The organism is Atlantibacter sp. (genome assembly GCF_032062175.1).
In the GTDB taxonomy this organism is placed as follows: domain Bacteria; phylum Pseudomonadota; class Gammaproteobacteria; order Enterobacterales; family Enterobacteriaceae; genus Atlantibacter.
In genome coordinates this window covers 105,497-130,820 of record NZ_DAMBQK010000004.1, presented here as the reverse complement: position 1 = coordinate 130,820, position 25,324 = coordinate 105,497, and the positions used below count along the sequence as shown (strand labels likewise).

26 protein-coding genes are annotated in these 25,324 nt (G+C 56.0%); 19 read left to right on the top strand and 7 right to left on the bottom strand.

Going from position 1 to position 25,324, the window contains the following annotated elements:
* Window positions 1-241 precede the first annotated feature (241 nt).
* From RT120_RS06035 to RT120_RS06015, 5 genes are read left to right on the top strand one after another with little or no spacing between them, the layout of a single operon-like run.
* Window positions 242-679: a DNA-binding protein gene (locus tag RT120_RS06035; RefSeq protein ID WP_312980690.1), complete on the top strand. Its 438-nt coding sequence runs from the start codon at window positions 242-244 to the stop codon at window positions 677-679.
* Window positions 680-698: 19 nt separating this feature from the next.
* Window positions 699-1,277, top strand: coding sequence for an ECF transporter S component (locus RT120_RS06030; RefSeq protein WP_125293241.1), 579 nt, complete (start codon window positions 699-701; stop codon window positions 1,275-1,277).
* Entirely contained in the window at window positions 1,278-1,985 is a 708-nt protein-coding gene (locus RT120_RS06025) for an energy-coupling factor transporter transmembrane component T (RefSeq protein ID WP_312980689.1), read from the top strand.
* On the top strand, window positions 1,973-2,650 hold the full coding sequence (locus RT120_RS06020) for an ABC transporter ATP-binding protein (RefSeq protein WP_312980686.1): 678 nt from the start codon (window positions 1,973-1,975) through the stop codon (window positions 2,648-2,650). The genes RT120_RS06025 and RT120_RS06020 overlap by 13 nt, the downstream gene beginning before the upstream one ends.
* On the top strand, window positions 2,644-3,327 hold the full coding sequence (locus RT120_RS06015) for an energy-coupling factor ABC transporter ATP-binding protein (RefSeq protein ID WP_312980683.1): 684 nt from the start codon (window positions 2,644-2,646) through the stop codon (window positions 3,325-3,327). Before RT120_RS06020 ends, RT120_RS06015 begins: the two co-directional genes overlap by 7 nt.
* A 42-nt stretch (window positions 3,328-3,369) precedes the next feature.
* Here RT120_RS06015 and tkt read toward each other — a convergent pair whose 3' ends face one another.
* On the bottom strand, window positions 3,370-5,361 hold the full coding sequence (tkt, locus tag RT120_RS06010) for a transketolase (protein WP_312980680.1): 1,992 nt from the start codon (window positions 5,359-5,361) through the stop codon (window positions 3,370-3,372).
* Window positions 5,362-5,638: 277 nt separating this feature from the next.
* Here tkt and RT120_RS06005 point away from each other — a divergent pair, with 277 nt between their 5' ends.
* Window positions 5,639-6,397, top strand: coding sequence for a M48 family metallopeptidase (locus RT120_RS06005; RefSeq protein WP_312980677.1), 759 nt, complete (start codon window positions 5,639-5,641; stop codon window positions 6,395-6,397).
* 158 nt (window positions 6,398-6,555) lie between these two features.
* Here RT120_RS06005 and speB read toward each other — a convergent pair whose 3' ends face one another.
* The 3 genes from speB to yqgB all read right to left on the bottom strand — a co-directional run bounded on the left by speB (window position 6,556) and on the right by yqgB (window position 9,781).
* Window positions 6,556-7,476 (bottom strand): agmatinase, encoded by a 921-nt coding sequence (gene speB / locus RT120_RS06000; RefSeq protein ID WP_312980676.1) that lies wholly within the window; start codon window positions 7,474-7,476, stop codon window positions 6,556-6,558.
* Between the two features lie 174 nt (window positions 7,477-7,650).
* Entirely contained in the window at window positions 7,651-9,627 is a 1,977-nt protein-coding gene (gene speA / locus RT120_RS05995; RefSeq protein ID WP_312980674.1) for a biosynthetic arginine decarboxylase, read from the bottom strand.
* Window positions 9,620-9,781 carry an acid stress response protein YqgB gene (gene yqgB, locus RT120_RS05990; RefSeq protein ID WP_409515027.1) on the bottom strand — a complete coding sequence of 54 codons (162 nt, stop codon included), beginning with the start codon at window positions 9,779-9,781 and terminating at the stop codon, window positions 9,620-9,622. Before yqgB ends, speA begins: the two co-directional genes overlap by 8 nt.
* Window positions 9,782-10,518: 737 nt before the next feature.
* Here yqgB and metK point away from each other — a divergent pair.
* Window positions 10,519-11,673: a methionine adenosyltransferase gene (gene metK / locus RT120_RS05985; RefSeq protein WP_312980668.1), complete on the top strand. Its 1,155-nt coding sequence runs from the start codon at window positions 10,519-10,521 to the stop codon at window positions 11,671-11,673.
* Between the two features lie 136 nt (window positions 11,674-11,809).
* On the opposite strand, the gene RT120_RS05980 is transcribed toward metK, so the two are convergent.
* The gene (locus RT120_RS05980; RefSeq protein WP_312980665.1) at window positions 11,810-12,256 is read right to left on the bottom strand and encodes a hypothetical protein; all 447 of its coding nucleotides are present in this window, start codon (window positions 12,254-12,256) and stop codon (window positions 11,810-11,812) included.
* A 241-nt stretch (window positions 12,257-12,497) separates the two neighbouring features.
* Here RT120_RS05980 and RT120_RS05975 point away from each other — a divergent pair, with 241 nt between their 5' ends.
* From RT120_RS05975 to ruvX, 7 genes are all read left to right on the top strand, one after another.
* Window positions 12,498-13,880 carry a sugar porter family MFS transporter gene (locus tag RT120_RS05975; RefSeq protein ID WP_312980660.1) on the top strand — a complete coding sequence of 461 codons (1,383 nt, stop codon included), beginning with the start codon at window positions 12,498-12,500 and terminating at the stop codon, window positions 13,878-13,880.
* Between the two features lie 72 nt (window positions 13,881-13,952).
* Window positions 13,953-14,462, top strand: a complete 510-nt coding sequence (locus RT120_RS05970) for a SprT family zinc-dependent metalloprotease (protein ID WP_312980931.1) — start codon at window positions 13,953-13,955, stop codon at window positions 14,460-14,462.
* Window positions 14,463-14,558: 96 nt separating this feature from the next.
* Window positions 14,559-15,266 (top strand): deoxyribonuclease I, encoded by a 708-nt coding sequence (gene endA / locus RT120_RS05965; RefSeq protein ID WP_312980657.1) that lies wholly within the window; start codon window positions 14,559-14,561, stop codon window positions 15,264-15,266.
* Window positions 15,267-15,340: 74 nt separating this feature from the next.
* Window positions 15,341-16,072: a 16S rRNA (uracil(1498)-N(3))-methyltransferase gene (gene rsmE, locus RT120_RS05960; RefSeq protein ID WP_312980655.1), complete on the top strand. Its 732-nt coding sequence runs from the start codon at window positions 15,341-15,343 to the stop codon at window positions 16,070-16,072.
* Window positions 16,073-16,127: 55 nt separating this feature from the next.
* Entirely contained in the window at window positions 16,128-17,075 is a 948-nt protein-coding gene (gene gshB, locus RT120_RS05955; protein WP_312980652.1) for a glutathione synthase, read from the top strand.
* A 136-nt stretch (window positions 17,076-17,211) separates the two neighbouring features.
* Window positions 17,212-17,775, top strand: a complete 564-nt coding sequence (locus tag RT120_RS05950; protein WP_125293225.1) for a YqgE/AlgH family protein — start codon at window positions 17,212-17,214, stop codon at window positions 17,773-17,775.
* Window positions 17,775-18,191 carry a Holliday junction resolvase RuvX gene (gene ruvX / locus RT120_RS05945; protein WP_312980650.1) on the top strand — a complete coding sequence of 139 codons (417 nt, stop codon included), beginning with the start codon at window positions 17,775-17,777 and terminating at the stop codon, window positions 18,189-18,191. The genes RT120_RS05950 and ruvX overlap by 1 nt, the downstream gene beginning before the upstream one ends.
* Window positions 18,192-18,202: 11 nt before the next feature.
* Here ruvX and RT120_RS05940 read toward each other — a convergent pair whose 3' ends face one another.
* On the bottom strand, window positions 18,203-19,180 hold the full coding sequence (locus RT120_RS05940) for a type IV pilus twitching motility protein PilT (protein WP_312980647.1): 978 nt from the start codon (window positions 19,178-19,180) through the stop codon (window positions 18,203-18,205).
* Window positions 19,181-19,197: 17 nt separating this feature from the next.
* Here RT120_RS05940 and RT120_RS05935 point away from each other — a divergent pair, with 17 nt between their 5' ends.
* Genes RT120_RS05935 through hemW form a run of 5 tightly spaced genes read left to right on the top strand, consistent with a single transcriptional unit; the run spans window position 19,198 to window position 22,515 of the window.
* Entirely contained in the window at window positions 19,198-19,911 is a 714-nt protein-coding gene (locus RT120_RS05935; protein ID WP_312980645.1) for a YggS family pyridoxal phosphate-dependent enzyme, read from the top strand.
* Window positions 19,912-19,926: 15 nt separating this feature from the next.
* Complete coding sequence (locus RT120_RS05930; RefSeq protein ID WP_002434390.1) at window positions 19,927-20,493, top strand: YggT family protein; 567 nt, start codon at window positions 19,927-19,929, stop codon at window positions 20,491-20,493.
* Window positions 20,490-20,777, top strand: coding sequence for a DUF167 family protein YggU (gene yggU, locus RT120_RS05925; protein ID WP_312980642.1), 288 nt, complete (start codon window positions 20,490-20,492; stop codon window positions 20,775-20,777). The genes RT120_RS05930 and yggU overlap by 4 nt, the downstream gene beginning before the upstream one ends.
* A 15-nt stretch (window positions 20,778-20,792) precedes the next feature.
* A complete protein-coding gene (locus RT120_RS05920) occupies window positions 20,793-21,386 on the top strand; it encodes an XTP/dITP diphosphatase (protein WP_312980640.1) in 594 nt (197 codons plus the stop codon).
* Window positions 21,379-22,515 (top strand): radical SAM family heme chaperone HemW, encoded by a 1,137-nt coding sequence (gene hemW / locus RT120_RS05915; protein WP_312980637.1) that lies wholly within the window; start codon window positions 21,379-21,381, stop codon window positions 22,513-22,515. The genes RT120_RS05920 and hemW overlap by 8 nt, the downstream gene beginning before the upstream one ends.
* A 71-nt stretch (window positions 22,516-22,586) precedes the next feature.
* On the opposite strand, the gene secA is transcribed toward hemW, so the two are convergent.
* Window positions 22,587-25,292 carry a preprotein translocase subunit SecA gene (secA, locus tag RT120_RS05910; protein ID WP_312980634.1) on the bottom strand — a complete coding sequence of 902 codons (2,706 nt, stop codon included), beginning with the start codon at window positions 25,290-25,292 and terminating at the stop codon, window positions 22,587-22,589.
* Between the last annotated feature and the right edge of the window lie 32 nt (window positions 25,293-25,324).

The following is a 25,324-nucleotide window of genomic DNA, read 5'->3' as shown; positions in this document are numbered from 1 at the left end:
TAGGATAAGCGAAACGCGGAATAAAAGATATTCATCAGGCGTGAACAAAAACTGATATCTGATCTGCATCACACTTTCCTGCAAATCCGACCAGCAAATTATTCCAATCGCAGAATTATCGCTAAGCATTGCTGGATCTATTGTTTGTTCTGGCTCCCGTTTCCTGATTTATATCAGCAATTCATTTCTTGCGTCCTTATATTATCAGCCTCACGTCCGAGTCTCGGAGTAACCCGAATCCATGTCAAAAACATCTCTTACATCTTCACCCGCTTCCGGGGCGCGCTTTTACGCGTTACGTCTGCTTCCCGGCGACGAGGTACTAAGCCAGTTACGCGCATTTATTCAACACCATCAACTGCACGCCGCCTGGATTGCCGGGTGTACCGGCAGTATGACCGATGTCGCGCTGCGTTATGCGGGGCGGGAAGAAACCACCCAGCTGCGCGGCACCTGGGAGGTAATATCCCTGAGCGGGACGCTGGAACTTACCGGCGAGCATTTACATCTTTCTATTTCCGATCCACAAGGCGCGATGCTCGGCGGCCATATGATGCCTGGCTGCACCGTTCGCACTACGCTGGAAATTATTATCGGCGAGCTAACGGCGCTGACCTTTAGCCGCCAACCCTGTGAAATTTCCAGTTACGAAGAACTGGTCGTCCATCCCCGTTACTAATCTAACAAGAGGTCATTTTATGGCTCAGCGCCAATTTTCCAGTCAAACGCTGGCACTTATCGTTATCGCCATCGCCATCAACATGATCGGCGGGCAATTAATCAGCATGCTGAAATTGCCTATTTTCCTCGATTCCATCGGCACGCTGATCAGCGCCGTGCTGCTCGGCCCGTTAATCGGCATGCTGACCGGGCTTATCACTAACCTGATCTGGGGCCTGCTTACCGACCCCATCGCCGCAGCTTTCGCGCCGGTGGCGATGGTGATTGGCCTGGTGGCCGGATGGCTGGCGAAAGCAGGCTGGTTCCGCACCCTGCCGAAAGTGATCGTCAGCGGCGTGATCATCACCCTCGCCGTGACCGTGGTGGCGGTTCCTTTGCGTACCGCGTTGTTTGCGGGCGTGACCGGCAGCGGCGCTGATCTGTTCGTCGCCTGGATGCACTCGATGGGCCAGAACCTGGTGGAGTCTGTTGCTGTGACGGTGCTGGGTGCCAACCTGGTGGATAAAATCCTGACGGCGGTGATCGTCTGGATCCTGCTGCGCCAGCTTCCTCTGCGCACAACCCGCCACTTCCCGACCATGTCGGCTGTGCGGTAAATGCACCCGTTTACCTCATTAACGCTGTGGGCGTGGGCCGCTTGCGCCACGCTCCTGCTTCCCGCTGGCCTGGTTCTGACTATTTATAGCGCCACGGCGTTTGTCTCATTGCTGATGTTTAAGGCGACGCGCCCCAGGGCGCGATACGTCGCCTGGCTGATGTTTTCGCTGGGTGCGGGCTTATGGCTTGTTCACGGCGGTTGGCTAGCCGAGTGGATCAGCGGCCAGCCGCGCGATGCCCAACGTTGGGCAGACGCCACCACGCTGTGGTTGCGCATTCTGGCGATAGTCTCCACCTCACAACTGTGGATGGGATTTGTTCCGGCCCGCCAGTTTACCCGCGCCCTGTTCGCAAGCCGCCTGCCGCCGGGCATCGCCTATGTCTTTGCCGGGCCACTGCTGGTAGTGGAACAACTTAAGCGCCAGCTTACCAGCATCAACGAAGCACAACGGGCGCGCGGTGTGCCGCTTGATGGCCGCTGGCATCAGCGCTTGCGTGCCATTCCGGCGCTGATCGTTCCGCTGACCCATAATGCGTTGAATGATTTAGCGGTACGCGGCGCGGCGCTGGATATGCGTGGGTTTCGCCTGCATCCACGCCGCACTACGCTCTGGGCTCCTGCGGACAGCGCCCTTCAACGCATTGCGCGCTACGGGCTTATTGCTTTGATGTTTGCGCAAACGGGAGCCTGGCTATGGTTACGCTAGACGATTTTTGCTATTGCCCGCGCCATGCAACACAGCCCTCGGGCAGACTCAATTTCCACTATTCGCTGCCGGGAGTGGTGGCGATCTTCGGCGGCAACGGCAGCGGAAAAAGCACCCTCGCCCAACTGCTTGCCGGGTGGTATCCCGATTTTCTGCCCGGTGAAATCAGCGGCAAAGGCCAGTTGCTCGGTCAGCCCATCGGCCTACAATCTTTAGTCGAGCAATCGCCAACCGTGCAACTGGTGCAGCAATCCCCTGCCCTGCAACTTTCCGGCTGTACCTTTAGCGTGGAGGAAGAAGTGGCTTTCGGACCGGAAAACCTCTGTCTGACGGAACAGGAGATCCTGCAACGCATCGATGAGGCGTTGACGCTGACCGACTGCCAGGCGCTGCGCCATCGGCATCCTGCAACCTTGTCGGGCGGCGAATCCCAGCGCGTGGTGATCGCCAGCGCGCTGGCGATGCGGCCCCGCCTGCTGCTGCTGGATGAAGCCTTCAGTCGCTTAACACCGCAGGCGACCCGGCGGATATTAACGGTGCTTGCCGCATGGGCCCAGCAGCGGCAGGCGCTGATCGTGCTGTTTGAGCGCAACCGCCAGCCGTTTCTCGATTATTGCCAGGCATCCTGGCAACTGAAGGCAGGAGAGCTCACGCCGTTATGTTGAAGATAAACCAGATTGATTTTTCGTGGTCGAAAACAGCGCAATCCTGCCTCAACGCGCTATCGTTAGCGGTTGCGCCACAAGAAAGCGTCGCGCTGATCGGCGATAACGGCGCAGGCAAATCAACGTTGCTGCGTCTGATGGCTGGGTTACTTCAACCGACTCAGGGCGAGATCCACGTGCAGGGCGAATCGCTGGCGACACTGAAAGCCCGGCAACGCGCCCGGCTTATCGGCGTACTGTTTCAGGAAGCGGAACACCAGATCCTCCACAGCCAGGTTTATACCGAAGTGGCGTTTGGCTTACGATTGCAGAAACGGCCTGAAGCGGAAATACGCCAGCGTACCGAAGCGGCCCTGGCGCTATGCGGGCTGGAGAAAATCGCGCAGGCGCACCCGCTGGATTTGCATGTGGCGCAACGCCGGATGGTGGCGGTTGCCAGTCTGGAAGCCATGGCGCCGCCGCTGATTTTACTGGATGAACCGAGCCGGGATTTTGACGCGTATTGGCTGGCCATTTTCGAGCGCTGGCTCACGGGCTGTAAACGGCGCGGTGATACCATCGTCGCCATCAGCCATGATTACGATTTCGCACGCCGCCACTTTCCGCGCGTGGTCCGGCTCAGCGAGGGGCGAATCAGCCAGGACGGCTCGCCGGAACAGCTTCTGGTTAACGCATAAAAAAGGGCCGCATCAGCGGCCCTCATATTTTACTCTGGCGAATTACAGAATCGCTTTCGCCTGTTTCACCACGTTTTCCACGGTGAAGCCGAACTCTTCAAACAGCTGCTCTGCCGGAGCAGACTCACCGAAGGTGGTCATGCCGACAACGGCGCCGTTCAGGCCGACGTATTTGTACCAGTAGTCAGCGATACCCGCTTCAACCGCCACACGCGCAGCAACCGCTTTCGGGAGCACAGATTCACGGTACGCCGCATCCTGCTTCTCGAACGCGTCGGTAGACGGCATGGAAACCACGCGCGCCTTCACGCCTTCCGCTGACAGTTGATCCCATGCCGCTACAGCCAGTTCAACTTCAGAACCGGTGGCGATCAGGATCAGCTGCGGCTGGCCGTCGCAATCTTTCAGTACGTAACCGCCACGGGCGATGTCTGCCAGTTGCTGTTCAGTACGCTCCTGCTGCGCCAGGTTCTGACGGGAAAGGATCAGCGCGGTCGGGCCGTCCTGACGCTCAACGCCGTATTTCCACGCCACTGCGGATTCCACCTGGTCACACGGACGCCATGTGGACATGTTCGGGGTCACGCGCAGAGAAGCGGTCTGCTCTACCGGCTGGTGGGTCGGGCCGTCTTCACCCAGGCCGATGGAGTCATGGGTATAAACCATCACCTGGCGCTGTTTCATCAGGGCCGCCATACGCACCGCGTTACGGGCGTATTCCACGAACATCAGGAAGGTGGAGGTGTACGGCAGGAAGCCGCCGTGCAGGGCGATACCGTTGGCGATAGCGGTCATACCGAATTCGCGCACGCCGTAGTGGATGTAGTTACCGGCAGTGTCTTCGTTAATCGCTTTCGAGCCGGACCAGATCGTCAGGTTGGACGGGGCCAGGTCAGCAGAGCCGCCGAGGAATTCCGGCAACAGCGGGCCAAAGGCTTCGATGGCGTTCTGGGACGCTTTACGGCTGGCGATTTTCGCCGGGTTAGCCTGCAGCTTAGCGATAAATTCGTTGGCTTTCGCGTCGAAATCAGCCGGCATTTCGCCTTTCATACGACGGGTAAACTCAGCAGCCTGCTCCGGGAAGGCTTTCGCGTAGGCAGCGAATTTCTCATTCCATGCGGATTCTTTTGCGGCTCCGGCTTCTTTCGCATCCCACTGGGCATAGATGTCAGACGGGATTTCAAAGGCAGCGTGTTTCCAGCCAAGCGCTTCGCGGGTCAGCGCCACTTCTGCGTCGCCCAGCGGGGCACCGTGGGAGTCATGCGTACCGGCTTTGTTCGGTGAACCGAAGCCGATAACGGTTTTGCACATCAGCAGGGACGGCTTGTCGGTCACCGCGCGGGCTTCTTCCACGGCGCGTTTGATCGCGTCCGCATCGTGACCGTCAACGCCGCGCACCACGTGCCAGCCGTAGGCTTCAAAGCGTTTTGCGGTATCGTCGGTAAACCAGCCTTCCACGTGGCCGTCGATGGAGATGCCGTTGTCGTCATAGAACGCCACCAGCTTGCCGAGCTTCAGGGTACCGGCCAGGGAGCACACCTCGTGGGAGATGCCTTCCATCATGCAGCCGTCGCCCATAAAGGCGTAAGTAAAGTGGTCGACAATGTCGTGGCCCGGACGGTTGAACTGCGCCGCCAGCGTTTTTTCGGCGATAGCCATGCCCACGGCGTTGGCGATGCCCTGGCCCAGCGGACCGGTGGTGGTTTCCACGCCGGCGGTGTAGCCCACTTCCGGGTGGCCCGGGGTTTTCGAGTGCAGCTGGCGGAAATTTTTCAGCTCGTCAATCGGCAGGTCATAGCCGGTGAGGTGCAGCAGGCTGTAAATCAGCATTGAGCCGTGGCCGTTGGACAGCACGAAGCGGTCGCGGTCAGCCCAGGCCGGGTTGTTCGGGTTATGGTTCAGGAAATCACGCCACAGGACTTCGGCAATGTCAGCCATGCCCATCGGGGCGCCCGGGTGACCGGATTTGGCTTTCTGTACTGCGTCCATGCTGAGCGCACGAATAGCATTGGCAAGCTCTTTACGAGAGGACATTTTGACTCCAGATCGGATAGTTAAAGGACAAAGCGTGTTAACGGCTTGACGATGGCACGTTATGGGCTACGCCCGGAAAAATTGAACAACAATGTAACCCAAGCCGCTTTCTATGTACATGGAGCATCCTTTTACCGCTTAAGAAATCTCTGGATCCTTCTCGCAGCTTGCGCAAGCTTCTCGCCCAGACCCTCAGCACTTCTTTATACTGAGTGTTACCGGCACGTTAATGTGCTAAACAAAAACTGATTACGACACTTTTAGCGGAAGCCTACACATGAAGATGCGCGCGATATTGCCAGGCCTGGTTGCCGTTGCTCTGCTGAGCGGTTGCCAGAATATGGACTCCAACGGGTTGCTCACCTCCGGCGCCGAGGCGTTTCAGGCGTATACCTTAAGCGATGCGCAGGTCAAAGCGCTCAGCGATGAAGCCTGTAAAGAGATGGATGGCAAGGCGACGATTGCGCCTGCGGGCAGCCAGTACGCTCAACGTTTGAATACCATCGCCTCTGCGCTGGGCGATAACATCAACGGCCAGCCGGTAAACTATAAGGTTTACATGGCAAAAGACGTCAACGCCTTCGCGATGGCGAACGGCTGTATCCGCGTTTACAGCGGGCTGATGGACATGATGAACGATAACGAAGTCGAAGCGGTTATCGGCCATGAAATGGGCCACGTCGCGCTGGGGCACGTGAAGAAAGGCATGCAGGTGGCGCTGGGTACTAACGCCGCGCGCGTTGCCGCCGCCTCGGCGGGCGGCGTGATCGGCAGCCTGTCACAGTCGCAGCTTGGCGATTTAGGCGAGAAGCTGGTTAACGCACAGTTCTCTCAGCGTCAGGAATCCGAAGCGGATGATTACTCTTATGATCTGTTGCGCAAACGCGGCATCAATCCTATCGGGCTGGCAACCAGTTTCGAAAAGCTCCAGACGCTGGAAGCGGGCCGTCAAAGCTCAATGTTTGACGATCACCCGGGCTCTGCCGAACGCGCCCAGCATATTCGCGATCGCATGAAAGCCGATGGGATTAAGTAATAAAAAAGCGCCGAAAGGCGCTTTTTTATCGGTTTTGATCTGGCGTTATTGGCGCAGGCAGTTTGGACTCGGCCAGCGCGCAGCTACCGGAACGTACATGCGATACGTGAGGATGGCGAGCACTGCCCGGGTTCAAAATGGCAAGCAAAATAGCCAGATTACTCGCCTTTCTTAGCGGCCTGGATATACAGCATTTCCAGCGCTAAGGTGGCTGCGGCCAGCGCCGTGATCTCAGACTGGTCGTAGGCCGGCGCCACTTCCACCACGTCCATCCCCACGATGTTCAAATCTTTCAGACCACGCACCAGCTTGATGGCGCGATCGGAGGTCAGCCCGCCGATCACCGGGGTGCCGGTGCCCGGTGCAAACGCCGGATCCAGGCAGTCGATGTCGAAGGTCAGGTAAACCGGCAGATCGCCAACGATCTGTTTAACCTGGGCGATAATATCGTCCACGCCGCGATCGTTCACCTGGCAGGCGTCCAGTACGGTGAAGCCGTTGTCTTTATCGAATTCAGTGCGAATGCCGATCTGAACGGAGTGGTTCGGGTCGATCAGGCCTTCTTGCGGCGCGGTGAAGAACATGGTGCCGTGGTCAAACTCGCAGCCGTTCGCGTAGGTGTCAGTGTGCGCATCGAAGTGCACCAGCGCCATTTTACCGAAGTGTTTAGCGTGAGCGCGCAGCAGCGGCAGGGTAACGAAATGGTCGCCGCCGAAAGAGAGCATGCGTTTGCCCGCAGCCAGCAACTTCTCCGCGTGGGCCTGCAGTTTTTCGCTCATTTCACGGGCATCGCCGAACGCGTAAACCAGATCGCCACAGTCCACTACGTTCAGACGCTCGCGCATGTCGAAGTTCCACGGGAAGCGGTTGTGCTCCCACGCAAGGTTGGTGGAAACCTGGCGGATCGCCGCCGGGCCGTGACGACCACCTGCGCGGCCAGACGTCGCCATATCAAACGGGACGCCGGTGATCACCCAGTCAGCGTCGCTGTCGTAGGGCTGGAAATTCATTGGTAAACGCAAAAAACCAAAGGCGTTGGATACCAGAGAGTTATCGTATTGATGGCCTAAGGTGCTCATTGATATGACCTCTTTCGTAAAGTCGATGTAAAAAAAATCCCCTCCGCGTCGTTAAGCCCGACGAGGAAGGGATTGATTAGAGTCAGTTTGCTGGCGCGAATTATCGCCGTGTTTCATGCCGGGTTCAAGCGTCTGCATGACTATCAGTATAGCCAGGCAGACCCAGCCGGGTGACTACTCGTCTTCGAGGTAGGTGTACCCGTAAAGACCGGCTTCAAACTCCTCCAGGAACTGCTGTTGCAGCGCATCGTCCAGATCGGTGTTTTTCACCTGGTCGCGGAACTGGGTAAGCAGCGTTTTCGGGTCAAGCTGCACGTATTGCAGCATGTCCGCCACGGTATCCCCTTCGTCAGACAGTTCAACTTCCACGCTGCCGTCAGGGAAGACAAACACGTCAACCGCTTCGGTATCGCCGAACAGGTTATGCATGTTGCCGAGAATTTCCTGATACGCGCCCACCATAAAGAAGCCCAGCATCGGCGGGTTCTCCGGGTCGTATTCCGGCATCGGCATGGTAGTGGCAATCCCGTCGCCGTCGATATAGTGATCGATGGCACCGTCAGAGTCGCAGGTGATATCCAGCAGCACCGCGCGGCGTTCAGGGATCTGGTTCAGCCCTTCCAGCGGCATGACCGGGAACAACTGGTCGATACCCCAGGCATCCGGCATGGACTGGAACAGGGAGAAGTTGATGTACATCTTGTCCGCCATGCGCTCCTGCAATTCGTCGATGATCGGACGATGCGCACGGTTGCTGGGATCGAGCTGTTTCTGCACTTCATGGCACATGCTCAGGTAGAGCTGCTCCGCCCACGCGCGCTCCTGCAGGCTAAACGCGCCTGAAGAATAACCCACGTGAATGTCGTGCAGGTCCATCTGGCTGTCGTGCAGCCATTCGCGCAGCGAACGGCGGGTGCCCGGCTCGTGCATCTCCTGCCAGGTTTCCCACATGCTCTGTAACGCACGCGCCGCATCCTCGGCAGGCGCAGTCGGAACGGTGTATTCGTTGCGCTCGACGCCGATGATATTGGACACCAGTACGGTATGGTGCGCGGTCACCGCGCGGCCAGACTCAGTGATCACCGTCGGGTGCGGCAGGCCGTTTTCTTCACAGGCATCGCCAATCGCCCAAATGATGTTATTGGCATATTCATTCAGGCCGTAGTTCACCGAGCAGTCGGACTGCGAGCGGGTGCCTTCATAATCCACACCCAGACCACCGCCCACGTCGAAGCACTGAATGTTAACACCCAGCTTATGCAGTTCAACGTAGAAACGTGCCGATTCACGCACGCCAGTGGCGATGTCGCGAATATTGGCCATCTGCGAGCCGAGGTGGAAGTGCAGCAGTTGCAGGCTATCGAGGCGGCCCGCTTCGCGCAGCATCTCAACCAGTTGCAACACCTGAGTCGCCGCCAGGCCGAATTTTGATTTTTCGCCGCCGGAGGACTGCCATTTGCCGGAGCCCTGAGACGCCAGACGCGCACGCACACCCAGGCGCGGCACCACGTTCAGACGCTCGGCTTCTTCCAGCACGATGCGGATTTCCGACATTTTTTCGATAACCAGATAGACCTTGTGGCCCATCTTCTCACCGATTAACGCCAGACGAATGTATTCACGGTCTTTATAGCCGTTACAGACAATAACGGAACGCGTCATGCCCGCATGAGCCAGTACGGCCATCAGCTCCGCTTTCGAGCCTGCTTCCAGGCCCAGCGGTTCACCGGAGTGGATCAGCGTTTCGATAACGCGACGATGCTGGTTAACCTTAATCGGGTAAACCAGGAAGTAATCGCCGTTATAGCCATAGGATTCACGCGCGCGCTTGAACGCGGCATTAATAGAACGCAGGCGGTGCTGTAAAATCTGCGGGAAGCAGAATAGCGCAGGCAAGCGCTGGCCTTGCGCTTCGCGGGCTTTCACCAGTTTGGCGAGATCCACGCGGGCTTCCGGGACGTCGGGGTCCGGGCAGACACTGATGTGGCCCAGTTCATTGACGTCGTAGTAATTATTGCCCCACCAGGCAATGTTGTAGGTGCGCAGCATCTTGCTGGCTTCCTGAGAACTCATTGCAACCTCCTGCATGGAACGTAGTACACCCTGTTCGCCTGCTGACGAAGGCGAAAATGAAGACATGTCGTCAGACATAGCGAACCTCAAACTCTGTTGAAAGTGTATACCCGATACCGTCGGGCATAGCGAAGTTGACTACTATCGCAGCGTTAAAATGCGATAACAACCCATAAACAGCCGGACCTGGCAGCATAGTACGCTGACCGCCCCGCTGTGCGACCGGTTTCATATTCATATCATTGTAAAACACGTATCCGAACGCTGTATGACAGGTTCGACGAAACCACGAGAAAACCCTTGCTTAGCAAGAGCGCCCTTGTTCAGTCATCGCAAGCTGTTAACCGGCCCGGGAATCCTGAGAAGCGCCGAGATGGGTAGAACATCGGCAGGTTTGCAAAAAAGGGATGCAGGTTGAGAGGGACAACAGTACACCAGAACGGTGTGACAGATTCTGCAGATTACTCCGATTCATTATTTCGTATCACCTCCACGCCAACCTTGATGGGCAAGCGACAAGCAAAGCTAATGGTTAATGCTCAACCCGGCTGGAAGTGGCGACACGAACAATCGTCGTGCGCTTTTTTCACCCTTCGCCACAGAAGCGAAAACGGGGAAGCCGCGCGCGCCGTTTTATACCGACAACAGGGGGTAAATGCAAAATAAAAATCGTGGGTTTGACGCTGATGTCAGGAAATATTGCCATTTCCGCCGTTTCGCCGGTTTTATGCAGAATAAAAATTGCTGGAAAAGGGACGAATAAATGACCTAGAATAGCCGTCCAGATGTTAATCCATCTATATACCCACTGTGCTTCAGGACACTTTGCACAAGGCGACATCGCCCGGTAAGAGAAAAAGAGGATTAACACTCATCGCCTGTATTGCCTGCAAGCCGCTGCCCCAAGGCAGGTAAGCGCTTTAAATACAATACGTTGAGTTAACTAATTATTACCGAGTTTAAACGAATATGGCTAAACACCTTTTTACATCCGAGTCTGTATCAGAAGGGCATCCCGATAAAATCGCTGACCAGATCTCCGATGCAGTCCTTGACGCGATTCTGGAGCAAGATCCGAAAGCGCGCGTGGCCTGCGAAACTTATGTGAAAACCGGCATGGTTTTAGTGGGCGGTGAAATCACCACCAGCGCATGGGTAGACATCGAAGAGATCACCCGCAACACGGTCCGCGAAATTGGCTACGTGCATTCTGATATGGGCTTTGATGCCAACTCCTGCGCGGTGCTGAGTGCGATTGGCAAACAATCCCCGGACATCAACCAGGGTGTCGACCGTACCGATCCTTTGGAACAGGGCGCGGGCGACCAGGGCCTGATGTTTGGTTATGCTACCAACGAAACCGACGTGCTGATGCCAGCACCGGTGACCTACGCGCACCGTCTGGTGCAGCGCCAGGCTGAAGTGCGTAAAAACGGCGCGCTGCCGTGGCTGCGCCCGGATGCGAAAAGCCAGGTGACCTTCCAGTACGATAACAACAAAATCGTTGGTATCGACGCGGTGGTGCTGTCTACTCAACACGCAGAAGACATCGATCAGAAATCCCTGCACGAAGCGGTGATGGAAGAGATCATCAAGCCGGTTCTGCCTGCAGAATGGCTGAGCGAAACCACCAAATACTTCATCAACCCAACCGGCCGTTTCGTTATCGGTGGCCCGATGGGCGACTGCGGCCTGACCGGTCGTAAAATTATCGTTGATACCTACGGCGGTATGGCTCGTCACGGCGGCGGCGCGTTCTCCGGTAAGGATCCGTCTAAAGTTGACCGCTCCGCAGCCTACGCGGCGCGCTATGTGGCGAAAAACATCGTTGCCGCAGGCCTGGCTGACCGTTGTGAAATCCAGGTGTCCTACGCGATTGGCGTGGCGGAACCGACGTCCATCATGGTGGAAACCTTTGGTACTGAGAAAGTGCCGACCGAGCAGCTCACCCTGCTGGTTCGCGAATTCTTCGATCTGCGCCCTTACGGCCTGATCCAGATGCTGGATCTGCTGCACCCGATCTACAAAGAGACGGCGGCATACGGTCACTTTGGCCGCGAGCATTTCCCGTGGGAAAAAACCGACAAAGCCGCGCTGCTGCGTGACGCTGCCGGTCTGAAATAAGTTTTACGCTTAAGGTAAAAGGCGTTTATTGCGTACTCAATAAACGCTGTAAAAAAATCCGGGAACGTTCTGCGTTTCCGGATTTTTTGCTTATCAGAGCCGCGATCATAAACGATTGAGACCTGTTCGAACGTGACTAGCCCAGCCCTGTGCCATTAAGCCAGGAGAATATCAGCAGTAGCAAAATAATGCCGCACACCAGGCCAATACCAAAAATCAGAACGTGAAAAGCAAGCGTGGCTCCGCCAAAAAATAACGCCCCACTGATTCCCCAGTGATTTTCCTTACGTAAGCCGCCGATAAAGGCGCATATCAGCGCAACAATTGCCAGCGCGGTCCCGGCGTTATCCAGAATTTTATCCACATCAAGGCGTTGATGGTGAACGGGCTCAGAGACTTCTTCGCCTTTCAGGCCCGCAATAATCCCTTTCTTGATGGCTGATACCTCTCTGGCGACCACGCCTTCAAGTGTTGGTGCGGGGTGAAAAGGCCCTACTGAAAAATGGAAAATACCGAGAATCAGAGCAATAGCCCCCAGAATCGTTCCTGTAGAACTCCATCTATTTTGCTTCAGAGCATTCATTCAACCTCCATGTATAAGCAACGCAAACAGAGCAGAAATCGTACTCCAACCGGATAATGAAACCCAGTAGTTACTGTCCTGGTTATTCCAGCAATTGAATTTATTCAATCACTTCCGTTACCGTTTATTCACTACTTACCAATGGAAGCGATTACATAATTACGAATTTTCCCACATATCTTTACACTTTCACCGCCTACCTTCTTCATTGATAAAACCAATAATTCAATGGGAGGGCGTGATGCCTGACAAAAACAAAAATAGACGTATGACGTTTTTCGTCTGCTTTCTGGCTGCACTGGCGGGGTTACTGTTTGGCCTGGATATCGGCGTTATTGCGGGCGCGCTACCGTTTATCACCGACGACTTCCAGATCACCTCGCACCAGCAGGAATGGGTGGTAAGTTCGATGATGTTCGGTGCCGCCGTGGGTGCCGTGGGCAGCGGATGGCTGTCATCCTCTCTCGGGCGTAAAAAAAGCCTGATGATCGGCTCGGTGCTTTTTGTGGTAGGTTCGCTCTGTTCCGCTGCCGCACCGAACGTTGAGATCTTAATTGTTTCCCGCGTGCTGCTCGGCCTGGCTGTGGGTATCGCCTCTTACACTGCCCCACTGTATCTCTCAGAAATCGCCCCGGAAAAAATCCGCGGCAGCATGATTTCTATGTATCAACTGATGATTACCATCGGTATTCTCGCCGCTTATCTTTCTGATACCGCCTTTAGCGATGCGGGCGCCTGGCGCTGGATGCTGGGGATCATCACCCTTCCGGCGGTGCTGCTGCTGATTGGCGTGTTCTTCCTTCCCGATAGCCCGCGCTGGTTTGCCGCAAAGCGTCGCTTCCACGATGCGGAGCGCGTGTTGATGCATCTGCGTGATTCCAGCGCTGAAGCAAAGCGTGAATTGGAAGAGATCCGCGAAAGCCTGAAGGTGAAGCAAAGCGGCTGGGCGCTGTTTAAAGGCAACAGCAATTTCCGTCGTGCGGTCTTTTTGGGCGTGCTGTTGCAGGTGATGCAGCAGTTCACCGGGATGAACGTCATCATGTACTACGCGCCGAAAATCTTTGAACTGGCGGGCTATGCCAATACCAAAGAACAGATGTGGGGTACGGTGATCGTTGGTTTAACCAACGTATTGGCGACCTTTATCGCTATCGGTCTGGTAGACCGCTGGGGCCGTAAGCCGACGCTGGTGCTGGGCTTCCTGGTAATGGCGACAGGCATGGGGATTCTGGGTTATCAGATGCATGTCGGTATCGAAACCGCAACCGGCCAGTATTTTGCCGTCGCAATGCTGCTGATGTTTATCGTAGGCTTCGCCATGAGCGCCGGTCCGCTGATTTGGGTGCTGTGCTCGGAAATCCAGCCACTGAAAGGCCGTGATTTCGGCATCACCTGTTCCACCGCCACTAACTGGATCGCCAATATGATTGTTGGTGCGACCTTCCTGACGATGCTGAATACGCTGGGCAACGCCAATACCTTCTGGGTATACGCTGGCCTGAACCTGTTCTTTATCGTGTTGACCCTGTGGCTGGTGCCGGAGACCAAACACATCTCCCTGGAGCACATCGAACGCAACCTGATGAAAGGCCGTCGCCTGCGCGAAATCGGCTCACACCATTAATCGTTACGCCCTCTCTGCGGAGGGGGCGTCTTTCGGTTGCAGCGCTATCCCCTTCCCTCTATCCTTGCCGTTATGAAAACCCTGCGTCTCCCTATTGCTACTCAACAAGCCGTGATGCGCAGTCTGCGCGAGAATTTAGCGCGGGCTAACCAACATCTTGGCCGTGACTATCCTGAACCAAAACTGGTCTACCAACAGCGTGGCACCGCTGCGGGTACCGCCTGGCTTGAACGCTATGAAATCCGTCTCAACCCCACGTTGCTACAGGAAAACCTTCAGGCGTTTGTTGAAGAAGTGGTGCCCCACGAACTGGCGCATTTGCTGGTGTGGAAACAGTTTGGCCGCGTTCCACCTCATGGCAAAGAGTGGAAATGGATGATGGAGAGCGTGCTGGGCATTCCGGCTCGGCGAACCCATCAGTTCGCGCTGGATTCGCTGGCGCGCAACACCTTTCCCTACCGCTGTAGCTGCCAACTCCATCAGCTTACCGTGCGGCGTCATAATCGCGTACTGCGTGGCGAAACCGAGTACCGTTGCGTACACTGCGGCGAGAAACTCACACCGGAACTGGCAACCGAGTAATTTTTAGCGCGTTATCCGGAAATTTTCTGATCTGACTGATTGAATCTGACGCCACCGTTGGTTACGGTGCGGGCTCGTTTTGACACGGAGTCCGGGATGTCTCGCAAATTTATTCTGGCGGTTGCAGGCGTTGCAGCCGCTTTTTCGTGGAGCGCATTCAGCGCGGGGATTAATAACTTTTCCCAGGCCAAGGCCGCCGGGGTAAAAGTGAACGCTAACGCGCCAGGCGATTTTTATTGCGGCTGCAAGATTACCTGGCAGGGGAAAAAAGGCATCCCCGATCTGGAATCTTGTGGCTATAAAGTGCGAAAAAATGAAAACCGCGCCTCGCGCATCGAATGGGAGCACGTGGTGCCCGCCTGGCAATTCGGCCATCAGCGCCAGTGCTGGCAGGACGGCGGCCGGAAAAACTGCGCCAAAGATCCGGTTTATCGCGCCATGGAAAGCGATATGCACAACCTGCAGCCTGCTGTGGGTGAAGTAAACGGCGATCGCGGCAACTTTATGTACAGCCAATGGAATGGCGGTGAGGGCCAGTACGGCCAATGCGCCATGAAAGTCGATTTCAAAGAAAAATTAGCCGAGCCGCCAGCACGCGCACGTGGGGCCATCGCCCGCACCTACTTCTATATGCGCGATAAATATTCTCTGACGCTGTCTCGTCAGCAAACCCAGCTATTCAACGCCTGGAATAAGCTTTACCCGGTAAGCGTGTGGGAATGCGAGCGCGATGAGCGGATCGCCAGCGTGCAGGGCAATCACAACCCCTATGTTCAGCAGGCTTGCCAGGCCCAAAAGAGCTAACCTACACTACCGGGCATTGAAAACTGCCGTCCCCCCCTCATGTAAGGGGGAACGCCTTTGACCGGATTATCGTTATGCGCATTCCCCGCATTTATCACCCTGAGCTCCTCAGCATCAATACTGAAACCGCTTTAAGCGACGACGCCGCCAACCACGTAGGCCGCGTGCTGCGTATGGGGCCGGACCAGCTTTTGCAACTGTTCGACGGCTCTAATCAGATTTTCGACGCCCGCATTACTCACGCCGATAAGAAAAGCGTACGGGTCCAGGTGCTCAACGCTACCGAAGATGACCGTGAATCGCCGCTGCATCTGCATTTAGGGCAGGTCTTGTCGCGCGGCGAGAAGATGGAATTTACCATCCAGAAATCCATCGAGCTGGGCGTTAACGTCATCACTCCGCTGTTTTCCGAGCGCTGCGGTGTCAAACTGGACGCTGAAAGGTTAACCAAAAAAATCCAACAGTGGCAGAAAATCGCCATCGCCGCCTGCGAGCAGTGCGGGCGCAATCGGGTGCCGGAAATCCGTCCGGCGATGGATCTCGACGCCTGGTGCGCCGAACCTGACGACGGTCTAAAACTGAATTTGCACCCGCGCGCCAGCCAGAGCATCAATACCCTGCCCCTGCCGGTACAGCGCGTGCGGTTATTGATCGGCCCTGAAGGCGGGTTGAGCGCCGATGAAATTGCCATGACCGCAGAGCATCAATTTACTGATATTCTGTTGGGACCACGCGTTTTACGCACTGAAACTACCGCGCTCACCGCTATCACCGCGCTACAGGTGCGTTTTGGCGATCTGGGTTAAAACCTGGCGTTGAGGTTCGCAAACACCTTCAGCGTCAGCTTCACAGGAGAACATAATGATTAAGCTCGGCATTGTGATGGACCCCATCGCAACCATCAACATCAAGAAAGACAGCAGCTTCGCTATGCTTCTGGAAGCCCAACGTCGCGGCTATGAACTGCATTATATGGAAATGGCCGATCTGTATCTGATCAACGGCCAGGGACGCGCCCGTACCCGTCTGCTGAGCGTTGAGCAAAATTACGACAAATGGTACGCCTTCACCGGCGAGCAGGACATCGCGCTGGCGGATCTGGACGTGGTGCTGATGCGTAAAGATCCGCCGTTCGATACCGAATTCATCTACGCCACCTATATTCTGGAACGCGCCGAAGAACAGGGCACGCTGATCGTCAATAAGCCGCAGAGCCTGCGCGACTGTAACGAGAAGCTGTTTACTGCCTGGTTCCCGGACCTGACGCCGCAAACCCTCGTGACCCGCAATAAGGCGCAACTGAAAACCTTTTGGCAGGAGCACGGCGACATCATTCTGAAACCGCTCGACGGCATGGGCGGCACTTCCATTTTTCGCGTAAAAGAAGGCGACCCGAACCTGTCGGTGATTGCTGAAACGCTGACCCAACTGGGCACCCGCTACTGCATGGCGCAGAACTATCTGCCTGCCATTGTCGACGGTGATAAGCGTGTGCTGGTTGTCGACGGCGAACCGGTCCCGTATTGCCTGGCGCGCATTCCGCAGGGCGGCGAAACGCGTGGCAACCTGGCGGCGGGCGGCCGTGGTGAACCGCGTCCGTTAACCGAAAGCGACTGGGAAATCGCCCGCCGCGTCGGCCCAACGCTCAAAGCTAAGGGGCTGATTTTTGTCGGTTTAGATATTATCGGCGATCGCCTGACCGAGATTAACGTCACCAGCCCAACCTGTATCCGGGAAATCGAAGCGCAGTTCCCCATTTCTATTACCGGTATGCTAATGGACGCCATCGAAAAACGTCTGGCGAAGTAATTTCCCGTGCGGGAGGGACCCCGCATCACCCTTTTTTATCTATTCTGTAATGCTCTCCTCCGAGGAGTGACAGACTACTACTTTCCCCGCATACTGGGCGAAGATGTTTTTTTAACCAGGGATTCAGACCGCTGATATGAATTTACAGCATCACTTTCTTATTGCCATGCCAGGCCTGCAGGACCCGCTGTTCCGCCGTGCCGTCGTTTATATTTGCGAATATAACGAGGACGGCGCTATGGGGCTCATCATCAATAAGCCGCTGGAAAACTTGAAGGTGGACGGCGTTCTGCAGAAACTCAAAATCATTCCCGAACCGCGCGACCCGGCGATTCGTCTGGATAAACCGGTATTCGTCGGCGGACCGCTGGCCGAAGATCGCGGTTTTATTCTCCACACGCCGCCGGATAAATTTAATTCCAGCATCCGGATTTCTGATAACACCATTATCACCACCTCCCGTGATGTGCTGGAAACGCTGGGCACGGATTCCCAGCCTGAAGAAGTGATCGTCGCGCTGGGCTACTCCTCCTGGGAAAAAGGCCAACTGGAGCGCGAGATCCTCGAGAACTCCTGGCTGACCGCCCCGGCGGACATGAACATTCTGTTCCGCACCCCGATTGCCGACCGATGGCGCGAGGCGGCGAAGCTTATCGGCATTGATATCCACACCATGCCGGGTACGGCGGGGCATGCCTGATGAGCGGAACCTTACTGGCCTTTGACTTCGGCACCAAAAGTATCGGCGTGGCTATCGGACAGCGTATCACCGGCACCGCGCGCCCGCTCACGGCGATAAAAGCCAACGACGGCACGCCTGACTGGACGCGGCTCGAAAAACTGCTTAAAGAGTGGCAGCCTGAGCTGGTGGTGGTCGGATTGCCGTTAAATATGGATGGCACTAGCCAACCGCTTACCGACCGGGCGCGTAAATTCGCCAACCGCCTGCATGGCCGTTTCGGTGTTAAGGTCGAATTGCAGGACGAGCGCCTGAGCACCGTGGAAGCGCGCGCGGGCTTGTTCGAGCGCGGCGGCTTCCGGGCGCTGAACAAAGGCAGCGTCGATTCCGCCTCCGCCGTGATTATTCTGGAAAGCTACTTCGAGAATCACGGCTAACGCTTCCCGCTCTATGCCTGCATTGTCGTCAGCTTTTGCAGGCTCTGTTCAAAAGTTTGCATTCCATACTGCTGCCCGGTCTGTAACACGCCGGGCAGTTGATGGGTTTTGCCTTCGCGGATCAGATTCGCGACGGCAGAGGTATTGATCAGCAGTTCAAACAGTGCCGCCCGCGAGCCCTGCGCTGTCAGGATCAGCTTTTGTGCCAGCACCGCTTTCAGGCTCCCGGCTAACTGGCTACGGATCATGTTTTTCTCTTCGGCGCTAAATACATCCACCAGCCGTTCAACCGCCTGGCTGGCCCCCCGGGTATGCAGCGTCGCCAGTACCAGGTGGCCGGTTTCGGCGGCGGTTAATGCCAGCCGGATAGTTTCACTGTCACGCAATTCACCCAACAGGATCACGTCAGGATCTTCCCGCAGCGCACCGCGCAGCCCGGCGCTAAAGCTGTCGCAATGGGTACCGACTTCACGTTGTTGGATCAGGCATTTCTCACTGGCGTAGAGATATTCGATGGGATCTTCCAGCGTCAGAATATGCCCGCTCAGCGTTCTGTTAAGTTCGTTGACCATCGCCGCCAGGGTAGTGGATTTGCCACTGCCTGTGGCACCCGTCACTAAAATCAGCCCATCCTGCGTACCCAGCAATTCTCGCAGGCGCGGCGGCGCGCCGAGAGCGTCAAGTTCCGGCGCTGACCGCGGCAGAATACGCAGCGCCAGCGAAATACCCTGAGATTGTTGGAACGCATTTGCGCGTAAACGTGCGCCGTTCGCCAGCGTTACTGCAAAATCTAACTGGCCCCGTCGCGTAAATTCCTGCTGCTGCTCAGCCGATAGCCACTGATGAAGCAGCGTCTGGGGCGGTGGCGCGCCCTCCGGCGCGCATTCCAGCTCGCCTTTACGCCGCCATCGCGCCGGTAAGTCGCTGCACAGGTGTAGATCCGAAACATTATGCTTTACACTAAGGGCCACCATTTCTTCCATTTCCATACAGCTTCCCGACGATCATGAGTGACATAGCGCGCAACTTAGCGCAGATAAAAGCAAAGATCTCAGCGGCTGCGTTACGCTGCGGCAGATCTTCAGAAGAAGTTACGTTGCTTGCAGTCAGTAAAACAAAACCTGCGAGTGATATCGAAGAAGCCATTGCCGCTGGTCAGCGGGCATTTGGTGAAAACTACGTGCAGGAAGGGGTGGAGAAAATCCGCCACTTCGCCGAGGCAGGCGTGTCCGGGTTGCAGTGGCATTTTATCGGGCCGTTGCAGTCCAACAAAAGCCGCCTGGTGGCCGAGCACTTTGACTGGTGCCATACCATCGACAGGTTGCGCATCGCCACCCGGCTCAGCGACCAGCGCCCAAAAGCAATGCCGCCGCTTAACGTGCTGATTCAAATCAATATTAGTGATGAGAACAGTAAATCCGGGATCGCTCTTGCCGAGCTGGACGAACTGGCAAGCCAGGTGGCGAGATTACCCGGCCTGACGCTGCGCGGCCTGATGGCGATCCCCGCGCCTGAGTCAAGTTATGAAAGGCAGTTTGCCGTGGCACAGCAAATGGCTGTAGCATTTAACGCGCTTAAAAATCGCTACCCTGACGTCGATACCCTTTCTCTGGGAATGAGTGACGATATGGATGCGGCGATTGCTGCCGGTAGCACGATGGTGCGCATCGGCACCGCCATTTTCGGCGCGCGCAATTACCAGGCACATCAAGGACAATAACCACAGAGGAATGCCATGAAGACGTTGACTTTCCTGATCTCCACCGCGCTTGAGCTGTATACCATGGTGATGCTGTTACGCATCTGGATGCAGTGGGCGCGTTGCGATTTCTACAATCCCCTCGCTCAGTTTGTTGTGAAAGCCACGCAACCGATCGTCGGGCCGTTACGCCGTATTCTCCCGTCAATGGGCCCGATTGATACGGCGTCATTAGTGATGGCGTTCGTGCTGAGCCTGATTAAGTCGATGGTGCTGTTTATGGTCATCACTTTCCAGCCGATTATCTGGATTGCCGCGCTACTGATTCTGATTAAAACCATCGGCCTGCTGGTTTTCTGGGTGCTGCTGGTGATGGCGTTAATGAGTTGGGTCAGCCGTGGCCGTAGCCCTGTCGAGTACGTATTAATGCAGTTGACCGAGCCGCTGCTCTCGCCAATCCGCCGTATGCTGCCTGCGATGGGTGGGATTGACTTCTCGCCGATGGTATTAGTACTACTTCTGTATGTGCTGAATATGGGCATGATGGAGCTGCTGCAAAGCACCGGAAATATGCTGCTGCCGGGGCTGTGGATGGCGCTATGAGTGCCGTGGAACGCACTGCGGACCGGCTAACGCTTCGGCTGTATATTCAGCCGAAGGCCAGCCGCGACGCAATTGTTGGACTGCATGGCGATGAATTAAAAATCGCCATCACTGCCCCACCGGTTGACGGCCAGGCCAATGCGCATCTGGTAAAATTCCTCGCCAAACAGTTTCGCGTCCCGAAAAGCCAGGTGATGATTGAAAAAGGCGAAGCCGGCCGTCACAAACACATCATGATTATTGAACCGCAACAGATCCCGCCTGCCATAGCGGCACTGCTTTAATCACAGGATTTCACTATGCAAAAAGTTGTCCTAGCTACCGGAAACGCCGGTAAAGTGCGTGAACTCGCGTCGTTGTTGCGCGATTTTGGCCTGGATATCGTCGCGCAGACCGAGTTAGGCGTTGAGTCAGCGGAAGAAACCGGCCTGACCTTTATCGAAAACGCCATACTGAAAGCCCGCCATGCGGCGGCCATTACCGGTTTACCGGCTATCGCCGATGATTCTGGGCTGGCGGTAAACGCGTTGGGCGGCGCGCCGGGCATCTACTCTGCGCGCTATGCGGGTGTAGACGCCAGCGATCGCCAGAACCTGGAAAAGCTGCTGGCAGCGTTAAAAGACGTGCCTGACGGGCAGCGTCAGGCGCAGTTCCACTGCGTGCTGGTTTATCTGCGCCACGCCGATGACCCGACGCCGCTGGTGTTCCACGGTGTCTGGCCGGGCGAAATCACCCACGCGCCAGCCGGTGAAGGCGGCTTTGGCTACGACCCGATTTTTTATGTTCCCTCTGAAGGCAAAACTGCCGCAGAATTGACCCGCGAAGAAAAAAGCGCCATTTCCCATCGTGGACAGGCGTTGAAACAGTTACTGGAAGCAATGCGACATGGCTAATTTGCCACCTCTGAGCCTGTATATTCATATTCCCTGGTGCGTGCAGAAATGCCCTTACTGCGATTTCAATTCCCACGCGCTCAAGGGCGAAGTGCCGCACGATGATTATGTACAGCATCTTTTAGCCGATCTGGATAACGATACGGCAATGGCTCAGGGACGGGCAATTAGTACCATTTTCATTGGCGGTGGTACGCCCAGCCTGCTCTCCGGCCCGGCGATGCAAACGTTGCTGGACGGGGTGCGGGCGCGCGTAGATTTACGCGCCGATGCGGAAATCACCATGGAAGCCAACCCAGGCACCGTGGAGGCGGATCGTTTCGTCGATTATCAACGCGCCGGGGTGAACCGTATTTCTATCGGCGTGCAGAGTTTTGAACAGACCAAACTCACCCGTCTGGGGCGTATCCACGGCCCCGAAGAGGCGAAGCGTGCCGCGCATCTGGCCAGTTCTCTGGGGTTGCGCAGTTTTAATCTGGATTTGATGCATGGGTTGCCGGATCAGTCGCTGGATGAGGCGTTAGACGATTTGCGTCAGGCCATCGCGCTCAATCCGCCGCACCTCTCCTGGTACCAACTGACTATTGAGCCGAACACCATGTTTGGTTCGCGCCCGCCGGTATTACCGGACGACGACGCCCTGTGGGATATCTTCGAGCAGGGGCATCAGTTGCTTAGCGCGGCGGGCTATCAGCAGTATGAAACCTCGGCCTATGCGAAGCCGGGCTATCAGTGCCAGCACAACCTTAACTACTGGCGCTTCGGCGATTACTTAGGGATCGGCTGCGGCGCGCACGGGAAAATTACCTTCCCGGACGGCAGGATTTTACGTACCGCGAAAACCCGTCATCCGCGCGGCTATATGCAGGGCACTTATCTCGACAGGCAGCATCACGTTGAAGACGCAGATAAGCCGTTTGAGTTCTTTATGAACCGCTTCCGGCTGCTGGAAGCCGCACCGCGCGCGGAATTCACGCTCTATACTGGACTAAACGAAGACATCATTCGCCCGCAAATCGATCGGGCGCTGAGCCTCGGTTATTTAGTGGAGACGCCGGAATATTGGCAAATCACCGAGCATGGAAAGCTATTCCTGAATTCCCTGCTTGAGCTGTTTCTTGCTGACTGATCTTGGTTAACGCCTCATAAAAAAGCCCCCGCTTCACAGCGAGGGCTTTTGGTTTTAGTGCCGTTGCCGATTTAGCTCAGGCGACCATGACACTGTTTGTATTTCTTACCGGAGCCGCACGGGCACGGATCGTTACGGCCCACTTTACGCTCGCCGCTCTGTTCCGCCAGCGCTGCTGCCGCCGCGCTTTCATCGTCCTGATGGCTGAGCTGCTGCATCTGCGCCAGGCGCTCAGCTTCTTCACGACGCTGCTGTTCCATTGCTTCCACTTCTTCCGGCATCCGCACCTGGACTTTGCTCAGGGTGCTGATGACTTCATATTTCAGGGATTCCAGCATGGTCGCGAACATCGCGAACGACTCGCGTTTGTACTCCTGCTTCGGATCTTTTTGCGCATAACCACGCAGATGGATGCCCTGACGCAGGTAGTCCATCGCCGCCAGGTGCTCTTTCCACAGGGAGTCCAGCGTTTGCAGCATCACGCCTTTTTCGAAGTGACGCATCATCTCAGCGCCAACCACTTCTTCTTTACGGTGATAAACCTCGATGGCGCTCTGCAGAATACGCTCGCGCAGCGTTTCTTCGTGCAGTTCTGGCTCTTTATCCAGCCACTCGGCAATCGGCAGATCGAGATCGAAGTCGTTTTTCAGGCGTTCCTGGAGACCCGGGATATCCCACATCTCTTCCAGAGACTGCGGCGGGATGTGGGCATCGATAGTCGCTTTGAACACGTCTTCACGGATGCTGTTCACGGTTTCGCTGATGTCGGATACATCCAGCAGTTCGTTACGCTGGGTGTAGATCGCACGGCGCTGATCGTTGGCTACGTCATCGTATTCCAGCAGTTGCTTACGAATATCAAAGTTGCGGCTTTCCACTTTGCGCTGGGCGTTGGCGATAGCTTTAGTCACCCACGGGTGCTCGATGGCTTCGCCCGGTTTCATGCCCAGTTTACGCATCATCCCGGACACGCGATCCGAGGCGAAAATACGCATCAGCGCATCTTCCATGGAGAGATAGAAACGGGAAGAACCGGCATCGCCCTGACGGCCAGAACGGCCGCGCAGCTGGTTATCGATACGACGGGATTCATGGCGCTCAGTACCGATAATATGCAGACCGCCGGACGCCAGTACGGCTTCGTGGCGCACCTGCCAGTCGGCTTTAATCTGGGCGATTTGTTCCGGCGTTGGGTCTTCCAGCTCGGCAACTTCTGCCTGCCAACTGCCGCCCAGCACGATATCAGTACCACGGCCCGCCATGTTAGTGGCGATGGTCACGGCAGCCGGGTAACCGGCCTGCGCGACGATGGCCGCTTCGTTGGCGTGGAATTTGGCGTTCAGCACGTTATGCGCGATGCCCGCTTTGGTCAATTCGTTAGAAACCACTTCTGATTTTTCAATCGAAATCGTCCCCACCAGCACCGGCTGGCCGTTAGCGGTACGTTCTTTAATGTCTTCGATAATCGCGGCGATTTTGTCCATCTCGGTCATGTAGACCAGGTCAGGCATATCCTTACGGATCATCGGACGGTTAGTCGGCACCACAATAGTGTCGAGTTTGTAGATAGAACGGAATTCAAAGGCTTCGGTATCCGCAGTACCGGTCATACCTGCCAGTTTTTCATACAGACGGAAGTAGTTCTGGAAAGTGATGGACGCCAGCGTCTGGTTCTCGTTCTGGATGTCCACGCCTTCTTTGGCTTCTACCGCCTGATGCAGGCCATCAGACCAGCGACGGCCTTGCATAGTACGGCCGGTATGCTCATCAACAATGATGACTTCACCGTCTTTCACGATGTAGTCCACATCGCGGGTAAAGAGTGCGTGAGCGCGCAGGGCTGCCGTCACGTGGTGCATCAGCATAATGTTGGTCGGCGAGTAAAGTGATTCGCCCTCTTCCATAATGCCCTGATTCACCAGCAGCTCTTCAATCAGCACCAGGCCGCGCTCGGTCAGGTTGACCTGGCGCGCTTTCTCATCAACAGAGAAATGGCCTTCGCCCTGGAAAGTGTCGGAGTCTTCTTTTTCCTGACGCACCAGATGCGGGATGATTTTGTTCACTTTTTTGTACAGCTCGGAACTGTCTTCCGCCGGGCCGGAGATGATCAGCGGGGTACGCGCTTCATCGATCAGGATGGAGTCCACCTCATCCACCAGCGCATAGTGCAGTTTGCGTTGTACGCGTTCTTCAGGGCTGAACGCCATGTTGTCACGCAGATAGTCGAAGCCGTATTCATTGTTGGTGCCGTAGGTGATATCCGCTGCGTACGCTTCACGTTTCGCCGGGGCCGGCATGCCCGGCAGGTTGATGCCAACGGTCATTCCGAGGAACTCAAACAGCGGACGGTTATTTTCAGCATCACGCTGGGCCAGGTAGTCGTTCACCGTGACCACGTGAACCCCTTTACCGCTTAACGCGTTCAGGTAAGCAGGCAGGGTCGCGGTCAGGGTTTTACCTTCACCGGTACGCATTTCTGCGATGCAGCGATCGTTCAGCACCATGCCGCCCATCAGCTGTACATCGAAGTGACGCATGCCGAATACGCGCTTACTGGCTTCGCGCACTACCGCGAAGGCTTCAGGCAGCAGGCTTTCAACGGTTTCGCCTTTTTCCAGGCGTGCACGAAATTCAACGGTTTTGGCTTTCAGTTCATCATCAGAAAGCTTTTCCAGTGCGGGTTCCATTGCGTTGATTGCTGCGACGGCTTTGCGCATACGGCGCAGAGAACGGTCGTTACGGCTACCGAAAACTTTAGTTAATAATTTGATTAGCATAATAAAATCTCAAACGCCTCGCCTGTGCGAAG